This is a genomic window from Parafilimonas sp., assembly GCF_047606085.1.
Classification (GTDB): domain Bacteria; phylum Bacteroidota; class Bacteroidia; order Chitinophagales; family Chitinophagaceae; genus Parafilimonas.
Genome location: NZ_JASGEX010000220.1, coordinates 36,565 through 55,585, shown reverse-complemented (window position 1 = coordinate 55,585; position 19,021 = coordinate 36,565). Strand labels below are relative to the sequence as shown.

The window sequence follows — 19,021 nt, the reverse complement described above, 5'->3', positions numbered from 1 at the left end:
TCGGCCGCAAACCGGGCAGGTTCGCTTCGTTCGGCTCCGCTACGCCTCACTTCACTTCACCTGCCCGCGGGTTAACTCTCTATACAGCTACTAATAAGCTATTTACACAAAGAAATAAACACTACCGCCAGCAGGTTTGCCACCTCCTTTTCTTCCCAATGAAAGTCAGGCCATTTTGTTAACTGATGGATATATGTTGCTATTCTCCGCATAATATGCGGTGAATGTACCATTTATTCGCCGCATATCATCAGGATGTTTCGGTTGGCTATGCGGTGATTATCGTATTTATTCACCGCAAAATCAATCCTTGCTGTGCAGTTAAATCGTGGCCTCTCACAATCTATAATCCTCCAGCCTTTTCATGTCATCACTTATCTTTTTATCTAAAATTTTTGCATAGTGCTGCGTGGTTTTAAGATTCCGGTGCCCTAACATCTTCGCCACAGTTTCTATTGGTACGCCATTACTCAATGTTACTGTTGTAGCAAAAGTGTGGCGGGCAATATGGAATGTAAGGTTGAAGTGAATATCGCATCTGTCTGCTATTTCTTTTAAGTAAGAATTCATTTTTTGATTACCTAAAACAGGCAACACTTTTCCTTTGATCTGGCACTCCATATTGTCTTTATAGCGCTCAACAATTTCAAGTGCTGGCGGCAATAATGGTATGCGTGATGTTGTATCTGTTTTTTGCCTTTTTGTGATGATCCACAATTCATCGTTTGTTCCTTGAATAATTTCTGACCGTTTCAACTTCTGCACATCAGCGTAAGCAAGACCGGTAAAGCAGCAGAATAAAAATATATCGCGTACAAGCCTCAAACGCGGTGGCCCGAAGTTTTCCTTCGCTATAGATTGTAACTAAGATTCTGTAAGCGCTTGTTTTTCTACTTCACGCCGCGCCATGCTAAAACCTAAGAATGGGTCACGCTGCAGTTTGCCGCTTTTAACACAATGAACAATTATCTTCTTGAAACAACTCAGGTATTTCATCGTGGTGTTGTGATCACCATTTCTTACACTCTTAAACCAAAACTCAAATTCTTTAATAAAATCATAATCGAGTTTATGAATGTCAATATCAGAAGCCTTCAGGTAATGATTTAGAAAATCAATTGTGTGGTTAAGCGTTCGGTTAAATATCTGGTAAGTGCCTTGGGCATATTCCTTGCCAACCAACGCTTTTATTTGCTCGTTATGACGCTTGAATAATTCAATGAGCATGTGCTTTTGCTTATTGATATTGTTGCCTAACATCAAATCCTTAATGGCTTGAGGTGTTACTTCGATATCTAATTCGATCAGCTTTCTTTTTGCTTCAAATACTTTTTGTTGAAGTGTATCCAGATACATGTTTACGTTTTTCGCATGATCTGTTTTGCCTTCAACTCTGCCAGCCTTTACATTCCAGTTGGTCCTAAAACTTTTTCTTTTCGTACTTAATTCAGCTGAAATGGAATCCACTGTAATGCGCAGATAAATGTCTATCTCGCTGTTTGCATCATTTTTACCTTTTTTCTAAAGAAAGAAAAGGCACCCGAAATTTTTTTCCATGAGTCGCACTTTTTATAGTTATAAAATTGGTTATTAATCAAACTCAAATCGAGAGTTAGATTTGCATAACTTGTTAACTTTAAGTGCTTTGTGTTAAATTCCGTGAGCGTTTTGTAAATCTGGGTTAGGTACACGAATTGCTCACGCAAAATATCCGTAAAATGAGGTAAAACCGTGTAAACTAAGAAAGTGCTAAAAATGAAAAAAGCCCGTCCCACTTACGTTTCACGAGCTTTCTTTAATTAATTGAAGATAAATAAACTGTTTCCAGCGGTGAGGGAGGGATTCGAACCCTCGGTACAGAGTTACCCGTACGGCAGTTTAGCAAACTACTGATTTCAGCCACTCATCCACCTCACCACTTCCTTAAAAAGGACGGCAAAAATAAGCGTTAAACCCAAATAACCAAATTCAATTGATGCTGCAGGTATTAAAGTTTGTCTAATAAAAAGCCGGGACTATATTGTACAGCATTAAGTTAGGCTGCTTACACAAAATCATCCGCATCCCTATATGCTTTTACCAGCGCAGCTTCGCCCTCTTTGCCGGGTTTTGAAATACCATGTTCCATGCCCACTACACCTTTATAACCCTTGTCGTAAATGTGCTTGAAAATATTTTTGTAATTCATTTCGCCGGTACCGGGCTCTTTGCGGCCGGGGTTATCGCCCACCTGGAAATACGCGATCTCTTCCCAGCAATCATCCATCTGGCGGATGATGTCGCCGCGGTTGCGCTGAATATGGTACATGTCATACAATATTTTGCACGAAGGGCTGTTCACGCTTTTGCAGATCATATAGGTTTGTTCAATATCGCGCAAAAACAAATCAGGCGTATCACTTAAAGACTCCAGCACCATTATTAACCCCGCCGGCTCCAAAATTTCTGCGCCTTTACGCAAAGCCTCAATTACATTGGCGGTTTGCATGTCAACTGATTTGTGCCTGTCAAAATCGCCCGGCACTACCGTAACCCAGGTGGCATTCACCCGTTTGGCCACTTCAACCGCCTGCCGGCATCCCTTCAGAAAGATATCTATATACTCCTGTTTGCCTGCTGCCAGCGTGTTGGCGCCATTGCCGCCTTTATCCACTACAAACACACCCATCTTCATTCCCAGTTTGGCAAGCGTATCGCCAATTTTTTGCTGCATATCAACGGAACGGCCCGTTAAGCCATTATCTTCAATAGACCTGAAGCCAAGGCTGTAAGCATATTTTATCTGGTCAATAAAATCATTGCCCGCGCTGTTTTTAAACATGCCATCGTGTATGCCATAATTTAAATGAAAAGGCGCACCGGCCATCTTGTTTTTCGATTGTGCTGTAGCGGCAGTTCCGGCTATTAAAGCGGCCCCGGCAAGTGCCGATTGCTGCATAAAATGTCTGCGTTGCATTTGTATTTTTTTGATATGAAGTATAAAACAGCAAGCTGTTTTTTTTGATTTTTATTATGGTACCGGCAATTGAACAGATGGCATCGTTCCTTGCGTCGCAACACTTCAACTGCATATTTTCAATCAGCTGGAGGTTGATGCTGCAGTTCGTTGCCTGCAGGCAATCAGCCTTTGTTCCAAATCCTGAAAATATTTACTGCATTATTTTTATAAACAGTTTGCTTATCCAACAGCATTCCCACTTTAAGCGCCACTTTTTCCGACGGTTTGTTGGTTAAACTGATAATAGAAATCAGCGATGGCGAAAGGTTATTACTAAATGCCCAATCCCTGCACTGCAGGGCCGCTTCGGTGGCATAACCCTTGTTCCGGAAAGCCGGCAATAAAGAATACGCTATTTCAAGCTCTGCCATATCATCAACCTTTTGTTTCAATAAACCACAATGGCCAACCAGCATGCCGCTTGTTTTTTCAACCAGGGCATTCATGCCGCCATCATTACTGGCATATCGTTCCAGTTGTTTTTCGTACCATTTTCTGCATGTTACGGCAGCATCTTCTTTTTCAGATTTCCAGTGCCTTGAAGTTTCAGGGTCTTTAAAAAATTCAAGCCAATCGTCAAAATCATCCGGGCTTATCAACCTGAATAAGAGTCTTGAAGTTTCCTGTCCATCCAGCAAATAAGTCATAATCGAACATGTGAACGTTTGAACCGGAAATACTTACAACTTACCTTCCACTGAGGTTATGCAAAATATTTTGTTACGCCCGGTATTGCCGCTGCATACATACCATTCGTATCCGGCTGCACCGGTGGCATTGCATCAAACGAAAACGTGGAAGGCATAATGCTAATGCCTGAATTAATGGCTTTATCCCATTCAATCATCTGGCCTGAATAAGTGGCCATGCGGCCTAAGATAGAGGTCATCGTGCTTTTGGCGCCGCGTTCTGCATCCCAGAATTTATACTCGCCTTTTGCAATGGCATCAAACAATTCATCATGCTCATTCTGGTAAGGCTGGTTTTCGTTCTTTTTATCAAACTGGTAAATCAACCCGCCTTTATTGTCTTTAATACTGGCAGCATCGCAAAATACTTTTCCTTTGGTGCCAATCAGCAGTTCATCCACCTTGCTCATGGTTCCTTTCTGGTGGCGGCACTGGCTGTTTAAGATGGTGCCGTCAGCATAATGAAATTCAACAAAATGATGGTCAAATATTTCACCGTAATCTTTTCCAACCCTTACTTCCCTTCCGCCCATGCCCTGCGCTCTTACAGGATAAGCGTTCTTGGCCCAGTTAATTACATCTAAATTATGAATGTGCTGCTCGGTAATATGATCGCCACAAAGCCATACAAAATAGTACCAGTTACGCATCTGGTATTCCATCTCCGTCCACCCGGCCTGGCGCGGGTGCACCCAAACACCATCATTGTTCCACCATGCCTGGGCAGAAGTTATATCGCCAATGGCGCCGTCCTGCACCCGTTTCATTAATTCCCGGTAGGAGGTTTGATAACGGCGCTGTAAACCCACCACCACATTTCTTTTTTGCGCCTTAGCCTTTTCGGCAGCAGCCAATACCCTTTGAATACCGGCGGGGTCCGTAGCCACCGGCTTTTCCATAAACACATGTTTGTTCTGGTTAATGGCTTCTTCAAAATGTATGGGCCTGAAGCCCGGCGGCGTGGCAAGAATTACTACATCGGCCAAAGCCATAGCTTTTTTATAAGCATCAAATCCAATAAACTTATTTTCTTCTTTCACCTGCACGCGGCTTTTCTTGTCTTCCAACGCTTCGAGAATATTGTTGTAGCTGTCATCCAGCCTGTTTTTAAAAGCATCGGCCATAGCCACCAGTTGCACATTTTGTTTGGTGCTTAAAGCCTGTGTGGCAGCGCCTGTGCCGCGGCCGCCGCAACCAATTAAGGCAATCTTTATAACATCGTCTGCACCGGAAAAATAATTGGCGCCAGACATAAGTGGGGTGGCCATTAAACCACCGGCTATAAGTGAGGTTGTTTTTAAAAAATCCCTTCTGCCGGTTTGTTTCTGGTTTACATCGTTAGTCATTGTTGTATTTTTTATTTTAATGAAAGAAGTTGTGCAAAGAATTGTTCTGCCGCCTCTGGCGTTGGCTGTTTTACCGGGCGCACTATGCGAAACCCGATGAACGGTGCATCGGCATTCCACCATTTGCTGCGCGGGATTTGCGGGTCGCGGGCATTCCATTTCAGATCAGATTTTAAACGTGCTGCACAGCGCAGTTTGCCTGCCTCATCTTTAAATGTGCCGCCCTTTAAAGTGATGGGATGCCTGCTCGTGGGTGTAAGCCATGGATCACTGGCATTTGTCTTAATCTCTTCAAAATAATTTTCCTTGTATTGATCCAATGTCCATTCCGCCACATTGCCCAGCATATCGTATAAACCAACGGCATTTGGTTTTTTGTCCATTACTTTATGGTATTTGTTTTCACTGTTGGCGGCATACCAGGCATAATCGCCAAGCCGCTTATCATCATCCCCAAAAAAATAGCTTGTTTCAGCGCCGGCACGGGCAGCATATTCCCATTCGGCCTCTGTGGGCAAACGGTAAAAAACACCGGTTTTTTTATACAGCCATTTACAATACATTATTGCTGCATACTGGCTCATACTGTTGGCCGGAAAGCCGCCGGCCTTTCCCATGCCCAGCGTAAAATCAATATAAGGCGGGCTGGGTCGGGTAATGGCATCGGGTTTAGGGTTCCTGTCTGCCTGCTCATCGGCAAACAAAATATATTCATCGTAGGTAACTTCATGTTCTTCCATCCAGAATGAATCAACTGTAACTTTTGCTGCAGGCCCTTCATCGGCGCTGCGGTTTCTTTCATTGGCATTGCTGCCCATCATAAAACTGCCGCCTGCCACCGGCATCATCTTAAAAGACACATTCGTTCCCGGAATGGCTTGTTCATAAGGAAGGAAGGAGGTATCGCTCACAGGGCGCAATAACAAGCTAAACAATACAATAAAACAATCAGCTATCATCAGCAGGTTCTTTTAAAGAATTTTTCTATCGGAGGCTTCAGCAAAGACAACAAACGCCAGAATGACTATCGTTTCAAAAATAGGAAGTTTTAAAAAGAAGCGCATTTTTCTTTTCTTTCTTTTTAGATCGAAAGAGTTTATACCATTAAATGAATTATTTACAGATCCAAAACGCCTCAAATAATCCTATAAATAAAGCCTGGGTACTTACCGTAAAAAAATTCTAAAAAACAAATGTTACCTAATAATTAATTTTTTAGTTTTAACACTTCCTTTATATTTGATATGATTCTGAACGATTGACCGATTTGCGATTGCCATAATTATTTGCTGATTTAACCAGAAAAATTTCGAAACCTGTTTTCAAAAAAATTGTAGAAAAATAAGCTTGTATCATTTTGATAGCTAACCGCTATCCATCCTGGTATTGAATTATATATCCAAACAAAAATCACACGCCATCATGAAACATTTAATTCTGCGAAAGACAAGGACAGTCCTGTATTTTTTTACTATTTTTATTTGTTGTGCAGCACACCTGCATGCGCAAAATTCTTCTGTAAGGGGCCGTATAATCAATGAAAAATCAGAAGCCATACCTAATATTTCTATATTGGTGAGAGGCTCAACCAACGGCACTACCACAGATGAGAACGGCAATTATTTGATAAAAGTGCCCGATAGCAATGCCGTACTGGTTTTTTCGTCAATCGGGTATGAAACCCAGGAAATAAAAGTGGGCGCGCAAGCTACTATCAACGTTACCCTGAAAACGGCTGAAGCGGGCAAACTGAGCGAAGTGGTGGTGGTGGGTTATGGCACGCAAAAAAAGGTAACCGTTACCGGCGCCGTAGCGCAGGTTAAGGGCGCTGACCTGGAAAAGTCGCGTGTGGCAAACCTCTCCAATTCACTGGCAGGCCGCCTGCCTGGTATTACTGCTATACAATCAAGCGGTGAGCCTGGTTATGACGGCTCAACCATACGCATACGCGGCACCAATACTTTAGGCAATAGCTCGGCATTAATTGTTATTGATGGCATACCCGACCGTGTGGGCGGTTTTGACAGGCTTAACCCTGCTGATATTGAAAGTTTTTCTGTGCTAAAAGATGCATCTGCCGCCATTTACGGCGCCCGGGCTGCCAATGGCGTTATACTTGTTACAACCAAGCGTGGCAAATCAGGAAAGCCATCACTTTATTATGAATTTAACCAGGGATGGGCGCAGCCAACCGTGATCCCGAAAATGATGAACGCCACACAATATGCTACCGTCATTAACGAATTGAACATATTCGACAACTTATCTGCCGGTGAATGGGCTGATGCCTGGGAGGCATTTCAAACCACAGGTGTATATACAAGCTCCAGTGGCGATGAATTAACGGCATCTTACAGCCCGGATGATATGCAGAAATATGCCGATGGATCAGATCCGTGGGGGCATCCTAATACAGACTGGTTTCACGATGTTTTAAAAACCTGGTCGCCACAGTCGAAACATGGCATACAAATAAGCGGCGGCACAGATGCGGTGAAATATCTTGCCTCATTAGGCTACACCAACCAGGATGGTTATTATAGAAATTCAGCCACCGGTTATAAACAATATGATATGCGTGTAAACCTTGATGTTAAGGTTAACAGGTATATCAATTTTCAGATGGGCTTAAGCGGCAGGGAAGAATACCGCTTCTTTCCCACAGAAAGCGCCGGTTCTATTTTCAGGATGCTGATGAGAGGAAAACCCACTGCAATAGATATATGGCCAAATGGATTGCCGGGCCCTGATATTGAAAACGGGCAAAACCCTGTTGTAATTACAACCAATCAAACAGGATATGACCGCGATAAACGCGATTATTTTCAAACAAACGGCAAAGTTGAAATCAATATCCCCGGGGTGGAAGGCTTGAAATTAAGCGGCACCGCGTCGCTTGATAAAACATTTTATAACACAAAGGAATGGCAAACACCCTGGTATTTATATTTCTGGGATGGCAGTTCTTATGAAGATGACGGAATAACCCCATTGCTGACAAAATCAATAAGGTCAACTTATACTGACCCAAGGCTCACCCTGTCAACGGAAACCGATTTGAGCATTTTGCTGGGCGGCATGCTTAATTATGATAAAAAAATAGGCAATCATACCATTAACTTACTGGCAGCGGTAACAAAGGAAACTATTAACAGCAGCAATTTCTGGGCTTTCCGCAGGAATTATATATCACCTGCAATTGACCAGCTTTTCTTTGGCGGGGATGACCTAAAAGATAACAGTGGGGGCGGTTATGAAAGGGCGCGGTTAAGTTATTTTGGCCGCGTAGCCTATAACTATAAAGAGAAATACCTGGCAGAATTCTTATGGCGCTATGATGGGTCATACATCTTCCCGCCCGATTCCCGCTTTGGCTTCTTCCCGGGCATACTCGCTGGCTGGAATATTTCGCAGGAAAACTTTTTCCAGGATAACGTGAAGTTCATCAATTACTTAAAGTTAAGAGCATCGTATGGCCAGATGGGTAACGACCAGGTATATTATAATGATGTATTGCAGGAGTATCAGTATTTATCAACCTATGGCGCTTCCACCACTGTATTGAACGATGCTGTACAGCAAACTTTATACGAATCTGTTCTCGCCAATCCGAATTTTACCTGGGAAAGGGCTAAAAATTTTGATGTAGGCCTGGAAGGCTCTATGCTGAACAGCAGGATAAGCTTTGAATTTGATTATTTTCATAACAGAAGGACTGAAATACTCTGGCAGAGAAGCGGCTCAACGCCTGCCAGCGCCGGCATTACATTGCCTCCGGAAAACTTCGGTATAGTTTCAAACCAGGGATGGGAGTTTAAAATTGGTTATTCAGGTTCTTCCAAAGATTTTACCTATTCAATTAGTGTAAACGGCGGATATGCCAAAAACAAAATTGTTTATTACGATGAATCGCAGGGCGCTCCTTACTGGCAATATGCTACTGGTAAAGGTTTTGGCACCAGCGGCGCCAATTTCCTGTCGTATCTGTACGATGGTGTATTTAAAGACCAGGCCGATATTGATAAAAACACAATTGACTACAGCGGTGTAACCAATGCGTTAAAGCCCGGGGATATGAAGCTCAAAGATATTGGTGGTGTAGATGCAGACGGGAACCCTGTTTTAAAACCGGATGGCAAAATAGATGGCTATGACCAGATAAGGCTTGACAAGAACAGGGATCCCAGGTTTACAGGCGGTATTAATGTCAATCTCGGCTATAAAGGGTTTGACCTTACTATTTTATTGCAGGGTGCAACGGGCGGCCTGCTGTTTATAGGTACAGAGTCCGGCGACATTGGCAACTACCTGGAATACAGTTGGGAGCACCGCTGGAGCATTGATAATCCAAGCAGTGTGGACCCCCGCCTGGCAAACAGGGGCAATACCTATTATGCCGGCGGCAGTTACGGCGTGAACACTTACTGGTTAAGAAGCAGCAATTACCTGCGCCTGAAAAACCTTGAATTAGGATATACCCTGCCTTCCTCCTTCGGCCAAAAAGCAGGTATCAGCAAGATGAGGGTATATGTAAACGGGTTTAACCTTTTTACATGGGATAAAATGAAAATTTACGACCCGGAATCAACCAGCAGCAGCGGCCAGTATTACCCGCAGTCAAGAATAATTAACACAGGTGTAAGAGTAACATTTTAAATTATTTATCATGTCAGGAAAATTAAATGCTTTTTTATTGATTATAATTCTTGCAACAGCAATGGCATCCTGTAACAAAGATTTTCTTAACACAACGCCGCAGGACAGGATATCTTCCAGCGTTGTGTGGACAGATGCTGCACTTGCAACCGCCTATGTAAACGGGGTGTATAACGATAATAATACCTATGGGCTGGGCAATGGTGGTTTTGATGAGCAAATGCTTGCTTCCTTAAGCGACGAAGCTATATTCACGCACTCTGGCCGTAGCATCAATATTATAAATGAAGGCTTATTAAGCCCCGATAATGTAGGCTGGGTATCCGGTACTTACGACTGGAGCGTAATGTATAAAAAAATAAGGGCCGCTAACCTGGGGTTGGAAAACCTGTTCATTGCCACTTTTGATGATGCAGACCTAAATAACCGCTTACGGGGAGAATGTTATTTTTTGCGCGCTTATTTTTACCAGCAGTTGCTGCGGTATTATGGCGGCGTGCCCATTATTGATTATACATATACCCTGGAAGACGATTATGCCATCGCAAGAAGCAGCTATGAAGATTGTGTGAATTTTATTCTTGCAGATTGTGACAGTGCAGCCATATTGCTGGATGGCAGGGATATGGAAAAAGGGCGTGCATCAAAAATTGCCGCATTGGCGCTTAAATCAAGGGTATTGTTGTATGCTGCAAGCGACCTGCACGATATGCCTACAGCCAAGGCAAATTCCTCCGTTATCTCCTCCTATTCCAATCCTGAATTATTAGGCTATACGAGCGGCGACCGCACAGCCCGCTGGGAGGCGGCAAAGGAAGCTGCCAAAGCCGTGTTAGACGAGGGTGGAGGCGGCTATAAATTAACTTATACTGCACCTGTTACTGCGGAAGAAGGCACGCAAAATTACATGTCTATAGCCATGGGTGGCGGCAGCAGCGCTTCAGGCGTTGACGCATCCGCAGAAGTGGAAATTTTATTCGGAAGATATTTTGTGGCTGAAAAGGATGAAGGCGGTATTTATATTGGCCTTGACAATGGGCCGAACGGCTACCATTGCTGGGCTGGCAATACGCCTATACAGGAACTGGTGGATGATTATGAAATGATGGATGGCTCAGCATTCAGCTGGAGCAATTCCGAAGAAAAGGCGCATCCTTATAATAACCGCGATCCCCGCTTTTACGCTACAATTCTATATGACGGGGCGGACTGGAAGCCAAGAGATTTAATATCCGGCAATGTAGATCCTGCTAACCAGATACAAACAGGCCAGTACCAGGTAGCCAGCGGTTATCTTTCCGGCTTAGACACAAGGCAAAGCTCTATTGAGGACTGGAACGGAAGCTGGACAGGATATTACATGAGAAAATTTATTGACCCCGACAACAGCATAGTTGATAATACCACACGGGCATACATACCCTGGCCATTCTTCAGATATACGGAAGCCGTGTTTAATTATGCGGAAGCCTGTATTGAATTAGGCGAAGATGATGAAGCCAAAACCTGGCTGAATAAAATACGGTTCCGCGCCGGCATGCCCGCCATTACCGAAACCGGCGATGCTTTAAAAGAGCGGTACAGAAATGAGCGGAGAATAGAGATGGCGTATGAAGAACAACGGTACCACGATGCACGAAGATGGATGATAGCCTCAACAACACTGGGAAGAAAAGTTGTTTACATAAATGTGGTAGGAAAACTAAAAAGCGGGCAAACCGCTCTTTCAACATATCAGCACGATGAAACAAGGTATGATTATACTTATACCCCTACAGAAGTGAATGCGCTTGAAAACCGCACATGGGTTGATAAAATGTACTTCAGGCCCATAACGAGGGATGAAATGAATAAGAATGATCAGCTTGTTCAAAACCCGGGCTACTAAAACCCGGTTGTTACCAATCTTTATACAATCAATGCCGGTACATGCCGGCATTGATTGTAGTTACATATCTTCCCCCTTCTAATCTTTTGCATGCGATATTCTTATAGCCAATTATTTGCTGCCTTATTATTGCCGGTACTGATAGCCATTCTTTTCACCGGCTGCTCTTCCGGTTCACCGGATGGCGATCACACTCCCGGTTCAAAAACAGAAAAACCATTATTTGAATTGTTGCCCGCTGAAAAAACGCAGATAATCTTTAATAACCGCATTGAAGAAACGCTGAACATGAACCTGCTTATGTACGAATACTACTATAACGGCGGTGGTGTGGCGGTGGGCGATATAAATGGCGATGGGCTGGATGACATTTATTTTTCAGGCAATGTGGTTGATAACCGGCTGTATTTAAATAAAGGCAATATGCAGTTTCAGGATATAACGGCAGCCGCCAATGTTGCCGGAAGGCCGGGCCCCTGGAAAACCGGCGTATGCATGGCTGATATAAACGGCGATGGAAGGCTCGATATGTATGGCTGCCATTCAGGAATGCTGCCCGGCGTAAAAAGAACAGATGAACTTTTTATTAATGATGGCAATGACGCGGCGGGCATCCCGCATTTTAGCGAGCAGGCTGCGAAATATGGGTTAGCTGATACGGGTTTCAGCACGCAGGCTTTCTTTTTTGATTATGACAGGGATGGAGACCTTGACATGTTATTATTACACCACAATCCAAAAAACCTGCCGGTATTAAATCCCGATGAAACGAATGTGCTATTCAACCAGCCGAATGATGCCATAGGGCTGAAGCTGTATAAAAATGATAACAACCATTTTACCGATGTTACGGCTGCAGCAAAACTTAACAGCAGCGCATTGAGCTACGGGCTTGGCGCCGGCATTGCCGATATTAATGGCGATGGGTGGCCCGACATGTATATTTCCAACGATTATGGCGTGCCCGATTTTTTATATATCAACAATAAAAATGGAACGTTTACCAACGAACTGCAAAATTGCTTTGGGCATATCTCGCAGTTTTCAATGGGCAATGCAGTTGCCGATATTAACAATGATGCCCTGCCTGATATTTTCACGCTTGATATGCTGCCCGAAGACAACCGCCGCCAAAAGCTGTTATTTATGCCTGATAATTATGAAAAATTTGAAGTGTTGCTGCAATCTGGTTTTTATTACCAGTACATGCGCAATATGCTGCAGGTGAATAACGGCATTGCTCCCTCTCCTTTTGGAGAGGGCCGGGGTGAGGTTAGTTTCAGCGAAACAGGCCAGATTGCAGGCATATCCAATACTGACTGGAGCTGGGCGCCGCTGTTTGCAGATTTTGATAACGATGGCTGGAAAGATTTATTCGTTACCAATGGCTTTCTGCGCGATTATACAGACCTTGATTTTATCACTTATCTCAACCAGGTGGAACAATCCGGTACGAGATTAAGCAGGGAAGACCTTTTAAATATGATAGGTAAAATGCCTTCATCCAGCGTAGTGAATTATCTTTTTAGAAACGATGGGCTTATTTTTTCAGATGTTAGTAAAGCATGGGGCATCAATATCCCATCAAACAGTAATGGCGCAGCGTATGCCGATCTTGATAATGACGGCGATCTTGACCTTATAGTGAATAATATAAACCAGCCCGCATTTATTTACAGCAATACACAAAACAATGATCCAAACAACCATTACCTCGCAATAAAACTTAATGGTTCAGGTAAAAATACTGCCGGCATTGGCGCAAAGCTGACAACCTGGTGCAAGGGAAAAAAACAATACATGGAACAACAGCCATCATACGGCTACCAATCAAGCGTGTCGCCTGTTTTGCATTTTGGGTTAGGCGCAGATACTACTGTTGATTCATTGCGCATAGTATGGCAAAGCGGTAAGCAGCAGGTGCTAACTAATATCAGATACAACCAGGCAATAACAATAAACGAGAAAGATGCAAAAGATATGTATCACCCCCCGCCTGCTGTAAAAACTGTATTTACCGAAGTAAAACCACCAATTGATTACACGGATGCAACGCCAGGCATTAATGATTTTAAACGGCAGCCTTTACTTACAAACCCGCTATCTTTTGCAGGCCCCTGCATGGCAAAGGCCGATATAAATAATGATGGCCTTGAAGATGTGTATATAGGCGGTGGAAACGGCCAGGCCGGCGCCATATTTATGCAACAGCCAAATGGAACTTTTAATAAAACATCCCAGCCGGCTTTGGATGCAGATAAACAAAGCACAGATGCAGACGCTGTATTTTTTGATGCCAACGGAGATGGTTTTACAGACCTGTATGTGGCAGGCGGCGGCTATAACGATTTCACCCCGGATGATATTTTATTGCTGGACAGGTTATATATGAATGATGGCAAGGGCAATTTTATAAAAGCTGCTGATGCCCTGCCTGAAATGCGTGTAAGCAAAAGCTGTGCACGTGTTGCGGACGTTAATGGCGACGGCCATCCGGACATTTTTGTGGGGGGAAGGGTTATGCCTGGCAATTACCCGGAAACACCGAAAAGCTACCTGCTTATAAATGATGGGAAAGGGCATTTTAAAGATGAGACGGCCTCACTTGCACCGGGCCTTCAGAAAGCAGGAATGATAACCGATGCCGCATGGGCGGACCTTAATAATGACAGCAGAAATGACCTTATTGTAATTGGCGAATGGATGCCCGTTACCATATTTATAAATGATAATGGAAAGCTTGTAAACAAAACAAAAGATTATTTTGAAAAAGAGTATAGCGGCTTATGGAATAAACTGCTTGTTGGTGATTTTAATAAGGATGGCAAACCGGATATCATTATTGCAAACCAGGGATTAAACAGCCAATGCAAGGCAACAGATAAAGCGCCTGCTGCGCTTTACTATAAAGACTTTGACGGTAATGGCGCCGTTGATCCCATGCTTTGCTTCTATATACAGGGCAAAAGCTATCCTTACATGTCAAGAGATGAATTAATAACACAGATGCCCGGTATGCAAAAGAAGTTCCCGGATTATAAAACTTATGCGGATGCTACCATAAATGACCTTTTTACAAAGAGTGAGTTGAAAAATGCAGGCCATTTGAAAGTGAATTATTTAAAAACCGTTTTATTTGAAAGCAGTGCCGGCGGAAGATTTAGAGAAAGGGAGCTGCCTTTGCAGGCACAGTATTCACCGGTATTTACAATAACGGCATTTGATTATGATAAAGACGGGAATGAAGATATTTTGCTTTGCGGCAATATAAATCATGCAAGGCTCCGGTTTGGAAAGTTTGATGCCAATTATGGCGTATTGCTGCATAATAATGGCAAAGGAAATTTTACTTATGTGCCGCAAAATGTTTCAGGGTTTAACATCCGGGGCGATGTGCGTAGTGTAACAGCAATAAATAATACCTTAATCTTTGCCCTGAACCAGGGTGCAGTAAAAGCATATGCTATTACCTGGCCGGCGCATTAGCCAAGCGCCCTGTCCAAATGCACATAACCGCCATCCACATGGATGATCTGTCCGGTTGTATGGCTTGACCTGTCAGATAACAGGAAGGCTACCATATTGGCTATCTCCTCTGTGGTAGTCATGCGGTTTTCCAACGGTATTTTAGATGTAATCTCCTTTAATTTTTTTTCAGGATCGGGCAGGCTGTTTATCCAACTGGCATACAAGGGTGTCCAGCTTTCTGCCACTACCACGGCATTTACGCGAATGCTGTAATGTAATAGTTCTACGGCCCATTCCCTCGTTAATGCATTGCGGCCGCCATTGGATGCGGCATAAGCAGAAGTGCCGCCCTGGCCGGTTTCAGCCGTTTTTGAAGATATATTTACAATAGCGCCTTTGGAAATTTTTAAGGCGGGCAATGCATAATGCGCAAGCAGATAATAATGAATAAGGCTTTTATGCAGCGATGCCATAAATGTATCGTAATCGCCGTTTTCCAAACCCACGCCATCATTAACGCCGGCATTATTTACCAGCCCGTCAATGCGCCCTGTTTTGCGCATTATTTCCCGGATCGCTTCTCTGCATGCTTCCGGTTGTGTAAGCTCGGCCACCACCTGCAAACACCTGCCGCCGCCTGCACCAACGGCTTCAACTGTTTTCAAATTATCGGCTTCATTACGGCCAATAATCACAGGTATGGCGCCTTCAGCCGCCAGCACTTTTACAATGCCTTCTCCAATACCTTTAGCCCCGCCCGAAACAATAATTATTTTATCTTTTAAATTAAGATCCATAAACAGGAAATATTAAGATTACAAGCAGCAAAAGTTTTCAGGCATTTAATACCCGTTCCTGCTATAAGGCACTAAGATATTTTTTTATCCATATAACAACAATATCTTTTACTTCTTAAATCAATGGCATTACATATAACAATAAAAAACCGCCCTGAAACGGCGGTTTTTTTATTCAATGCAACATATCCTTTTACATTAAGGATTGCTGCCATTATTGTTATTACTGCTGCTGTCAGAATTAAGTGTAAGCGGGTAACCATACGTTCCGTCGTAACCGGGATAAACACCTTCCAGCCTTACGGTACCGTTGGAATTATTCAGCACGGCTTTAAGATCATCAACAGAATTTATTTCCTGGCCGTCAATACTGGTGATAATAAACCCTTCCTGAATGCGTGTATTCTTCAATACGCCATTTCCTAATTTCTGCACCTGAACGCCGCCGGAAATATCATTCTTTTTTGCTGTTTCCTTATCAATCGTAACCAAACTGCCGCCAAGCGCATCGAAGGTGCTGCTGTTTTTAACCACATCGTAATTACCTGATTTATTCTTCAGGGTAAGGGAAACCGTGTTTTCTTTGCCGCTTCTTATATAAGTGATTGTTACTTTGTCGCCGGGTTTATAACGGGAAACCTGGTCCTGTATTTCAGGGGCGCTGTTTACACCAACGCCATTCACTTTCGTTATAAAGTCGCCCGGTTTAATACCGGCTGCCTGGGCAGAACCGCCATCGGCAACACTGTTAACATAAACGCCCGGGCCATCTTTATCGCCCATTTGTATGCCCACATAAGCCCTTTGCACAGCACCAAATTTAATGAGGTCGTTCACTGCTTTTTTTACAATGTTTACGGGTATGGCGTAAGAATAACCGGCATACGAACCTGTGGGGGAAGCAATGGCAGAGTTGATGCCAATTAATTCACCGCTTGTATTAATTAAAGCGCCGCCGCTGTTGCCGGGGTTAACGGCAGCATCTGTTTGAATGAAAGATTCAATAGCGCGGTCGCTCTGGTTTATACCTATGCTTCTTGCTTTTGCGCTTACAATACCGGCTGTAACGGTAACATCAAGATTAAGGGGATAACCTACTGCCATCACCCATTGCCCAAGCTTTACATCGTCGCTGTTTCCCAGCATCATGTAAGGAAGGTTATCAGCATCAATTTTAATTACAGCAATATCCGTATTGGGGTCTGTGCCCACTACGGTGGCTTTATACGATTTGCGGTTGCTTAGCGTTACATTAATCTCGCTTGCGCCATCCACAACATGGTTATTGGTAATGATATACCCATCCTTGCTCATGATAACGCCGCTACCGCTTGCCTGCTGGTCGGGTGTAGAATAACTGCGCGGGCCGCCAAAGAACTGATAGAAAGGATCATCATCGCCAAACATATCGCCAAAAGGGTTCCTGCTTTTAGAAGAAACCGTTTTGCCTTTAATTTTCGTTTTTATGTGCACTACCGCCGGTGTGGCAGAAGTGGCTGCATCCGTAAAATCGGGGATGCCGGTTGGTGCATTTTTATCAAAAAAACCGGCATAGTTTACAGGTATTTTCCCGTCGTTCTGTATTGTAGTAGCATGGCTGCTCATCCATTTGCCATAGCCCCAAATGCTTAATAATGAAGTAGCAATGCTGATGGCAATTACCAGGAAAACATTCTTTAATTTCATTGTAGTAAAATTTTAAATTAACGCCTGAAAGGTATTCAATAAATGTGCCTTTCTGATAGCAAAATAACAAACCTGTTTAAAAGTCAGGTCACAACAAAAATCCATTTAACAAAGATTTGACGAAGGTTGTCGTAGAATTATTTTACTCCCGGAAGACCTGTCCCTGGCGCCTGCTGTTTGCAGATATGCAGAAAAAAGAAAACCGTGATGTAAATTATACAACATAGCCAAACATATTGTCATCTTTCTTCAGCTCGGTGTAATTAATATTAAATTTTTTAAGATTGGACAAAAGTACGCCGTAATCTTCTTTTCTTTTCAGTTCAATACCCACCAGCGCCGGCCCGGTTTCTTTATTATGCTTTTGCATGTATTCAAAGCGGGTAATATCATCATCCGGACCAAGCACATTGTTTACAAATTCTTTTAAAGCGCCGGGCCTTTGTGCAAAGCGGATGAGAAAATAATGCTTAAGGCCTTCGTATTGTAATGATCGTTCTTTTATCTCGTTCATGCGGTCAATATCATTGTTACCGCCGCTTACCACGCACACAACATTTTTTCCTTTTATTTCACCAGCATAATCACTCAATGCGCTTACCGCTAATGCACCGGCAGGCTCGGCAACGATAGCATCCTGTGTATATAATTGCAGAATAACAGAGCAAACTTTTCCTTCGGGGGAAAGATGCAGGCCATCCAATACTTCCCTGCAAATTTTATAGGTAAGATCGCCGGAACGCTTTACGGCCGCCCCGTCAACAAAGGTATCTATGGTTGTTAATGTAACAGGGCCGCCTTCCTGAAAGGCTTTGTACATGGAAGGCGAACCTTCGGGCTCAACGCCGATAATTTTTGTTTTGGGCGACCAGGCTTTAAAATAAGTGCCAACGCCGGAAGCGAGGCCGCCTCCGCCAACAGGCAAAAATAAATAATCAATGCCCCCGTCGCCTGAAGAAGATGAATCAAATTGTTCCAGTATTTCCATTCCGACAGTTGCCTGGCCTTCCATAACACGCGGCTCATCAAAGGGATGAATGAACGTCATATTATTGGCTTTGGTAAACTCTTTGGCTGCTGCTGCGCATTCGTCGTAATTATCGCCCACCAGCTTTATTTCAACATTGTCTTCACCAAACATTTTTGTCTGGTTGATCTTTTGATTGGGCGTGATCACCGGCATAAACACAATGCCTTTTACATTCAGTTTTTTACAACTGTAGGCAAAACCCTGCGCATGATTTCCGGCGCTGGCGCATACCACACCGCTTGCGAGTTGTTCTGCAGAAAGGCTCTTCATCATATTATAAGCGCCACGCAGTTTGTAAGAACGCACTACCTGCAGGTCTTCGCGCTTTAAATACACATTGCATTGATATTTTTTAGAAAGATTGCGGTTGTATTGCAATGGCGTTTTTATCGCCACATTTTTTAATCGCAGGGCTGCCGCCTGGAAATCGAAGGCTGGCTTTGTACCGGTTATTGTGCTCATT

12 protein-coding genes, 1 tRNA gene and 1 pseudogene are annotated in these 19,021 nt (G+C 43.5%); 3 read left to right on the top strand and 11 right to left on the bottom strand.

Annotated features, from left to right (window positions below):
* Window positions 1-98: 98 nt before the first annotated feature.
* From QM629_RS19615 to QM629_RS19580, 8 genes and pseudogenes are all read right to left on the bottom strand, one after another.
* Entirely contained in the window at window positions 99-212 is a 114-nt protein-coding gene (locus QM629_RS19615; protein ID WP_415161602.1) for a DUF4172 domain-containing protein, read from the bottom strand.
* A gap of 124 nt (window positions 213-336) precedes the next feature.
* On the bottom strand, window positions 337-825 hold the full coding sequence (locus QM629_RS19610; protein WP_415161601.1) for a site-specific integrase: 489 nt from the start codon (window positions 823-825) through the stop codon (window positions 337-339).
* A gap of 39 nt (window positions 826-864) precedes the next feature.
* Window positions 865-1,506: pseudogene (locus tag QM629_RS19605) on the bottom strand (phage integrase SAM-like domain and Arm DNA-binding domain-containing protein); the annotation flags it as partial.
* Window positions 1,507-1,828: 322 nt separating this feature from the next.
* A tRNA-Ser gene (locus QM629_RS19600) sits at window positions 1,829-1,917 on the bottom strand.
* A gap of 127 nt (window positions 1,918-2,044) precedes the next feature.
* Window positions 2,045-2,956 carry a hydroxypyruvate isomerase family protein gene (locus tag QM629_RS19595; protein ID WP_415161600.1) on the bottom strand — a complete coding sequence of 304 codons (912 nt, stop codon included), beginning with the start codon at window positions 2,954-2,956 and terminating at the stop codon, window positions 2,045-2,047.
* 164 nt (window positions 2,957-3,120) lie between these two features.
* A complete protein-coding gene (locus QM629_RS19590) occupies window positions 3,121-3,645 on the bottom strand; it encodes a GNAT family N-acetyltransferase (protein ID WP_415161599.1) in 525 nt (174 codons plus the stop codon).
* A 56-nt stretch (window positions 3,646-3,701) separates the two neighbouring features.
* Complete coding sequence (locus tag QM629_RS19585; protein ID WP_415161598.1) at window positions 3,702-5,033, bottom strand: Gfo/Idh/MocA family protein; 1,332 nt, start codon at window positions 5,031-5,033, stop codon at window positions 3,702-3,704.
* Window positions 5,034-5,044: 11 nt separating this feature from the next.
* Entirely contained in the window at window positions 5,045-5,992 is a 948-nt protein-coding gene (locus QM629_RS19580; protein WP_415161597.1) for a formylglycine-generating enzyme family protein, read from the bottom strand.
* Window positions 5,993-6,455: 463 nt separating this feature from the next.
* On the opposite strand from QM629_RS19580, the gene QM629_RS19575 reads away from it, so the two are divergent.
* The 3 genes from QM629_RS19575 to QM629_RS19565 all read left to right on the top strand — a co-directional run bounded on the left by QM629_RS19575 (window position 6,456) and on the right by QM629_RS19565 (window position 15,063).
* Window positions 6,456-9,689: a SusC/RagA family TonB-linked outer membrane protein gene (locus QM629_RS19575; protein ID WP_415161596.1), complete on the top strand. Its 3,234-nt coding sequence runs from the start codon at window positions 6,456-6,458 to the stop codon at window positions 9,687-9,689.
* A 10-nt stretch (window positions 9,690-9,699) separates the two neighbouring features.
* A complete protein-coding gene (locus QM629_RS19570; protein WP_415161595.1) occupies window positions 9,700-11,577 on the top strand; it encodes a RagB/SusD family nutrient uptake outer membrane protein in 1,878 nt (625 codons plus the stop codon).
* 90 nt (window positions 11,578-11,667) lie between these two features.
* Window positions 11,668-15,063 carry a VCBS repeat-containing protein gene (locus QM629_RS19565; protein ID WP_415161594.1) on the top strand — a complete coding sequence of 1,132 codons (3,396 nt, stop codon included), beginning with the start codon at window positions 11,668-11,670 and terminating at the stop codon, window positions 15,061-15,063.
* On the opposite strand, the gene QM629_RS19560 is transcribed toward QM629_RS19565, so the two are convergent.
* From QM629_RS19560 to ilvA, 3 genes are all read right to left on the bottom strand, one after another.
* Window positions 15,060-15,842 (bottom strand): SDR family oxidoreductase, encoded by a 783-nt coding sequence (locus QM629_RS19560; RefSeq protein ID WP_415161593.1) that lies wholly within the window; start codon window positions 15,840-15,842, stop codon window positions 15,060-15,062. The two genes, QM629_RS19565 and QM629_RS19560, sit on opposite strands and share 4 nt — an antisense overlap.
* A 198-nt stretch (window positions 15,843-16,040) precedes the next feature.
* The gene (locus QM629_RS19555; protein ID WP_415161592.1) at window positions 16,041-17,528 is read right to left on the bottom strand and encodes a trypsin-like peptidase domain-containing protein; all 1,488 of its coding nucleotides are present in this window, start codon (window positions 17,526-17,528) and stop codon (window positions 16,041-16,043) included.
* Between the two features lie 214 nt (window positions 17,529-17,742).
* Window positions 17,743-19,020 carry a threonine ammonia-lyase IlvA gene (gene ilvA / locus QM629_RS19550; protein ID WP_415161605.1) on the bottom strand — a complete coding sequence of 426 codons (1,278 nt, stop codon included), beginning with the start codon at window positions 19,018-19,020 and terminating at the stop codon, window positions 17,743-17,745.
* Between the last annotated feature and the right edge of the window lies 1 nt (window position 19,021).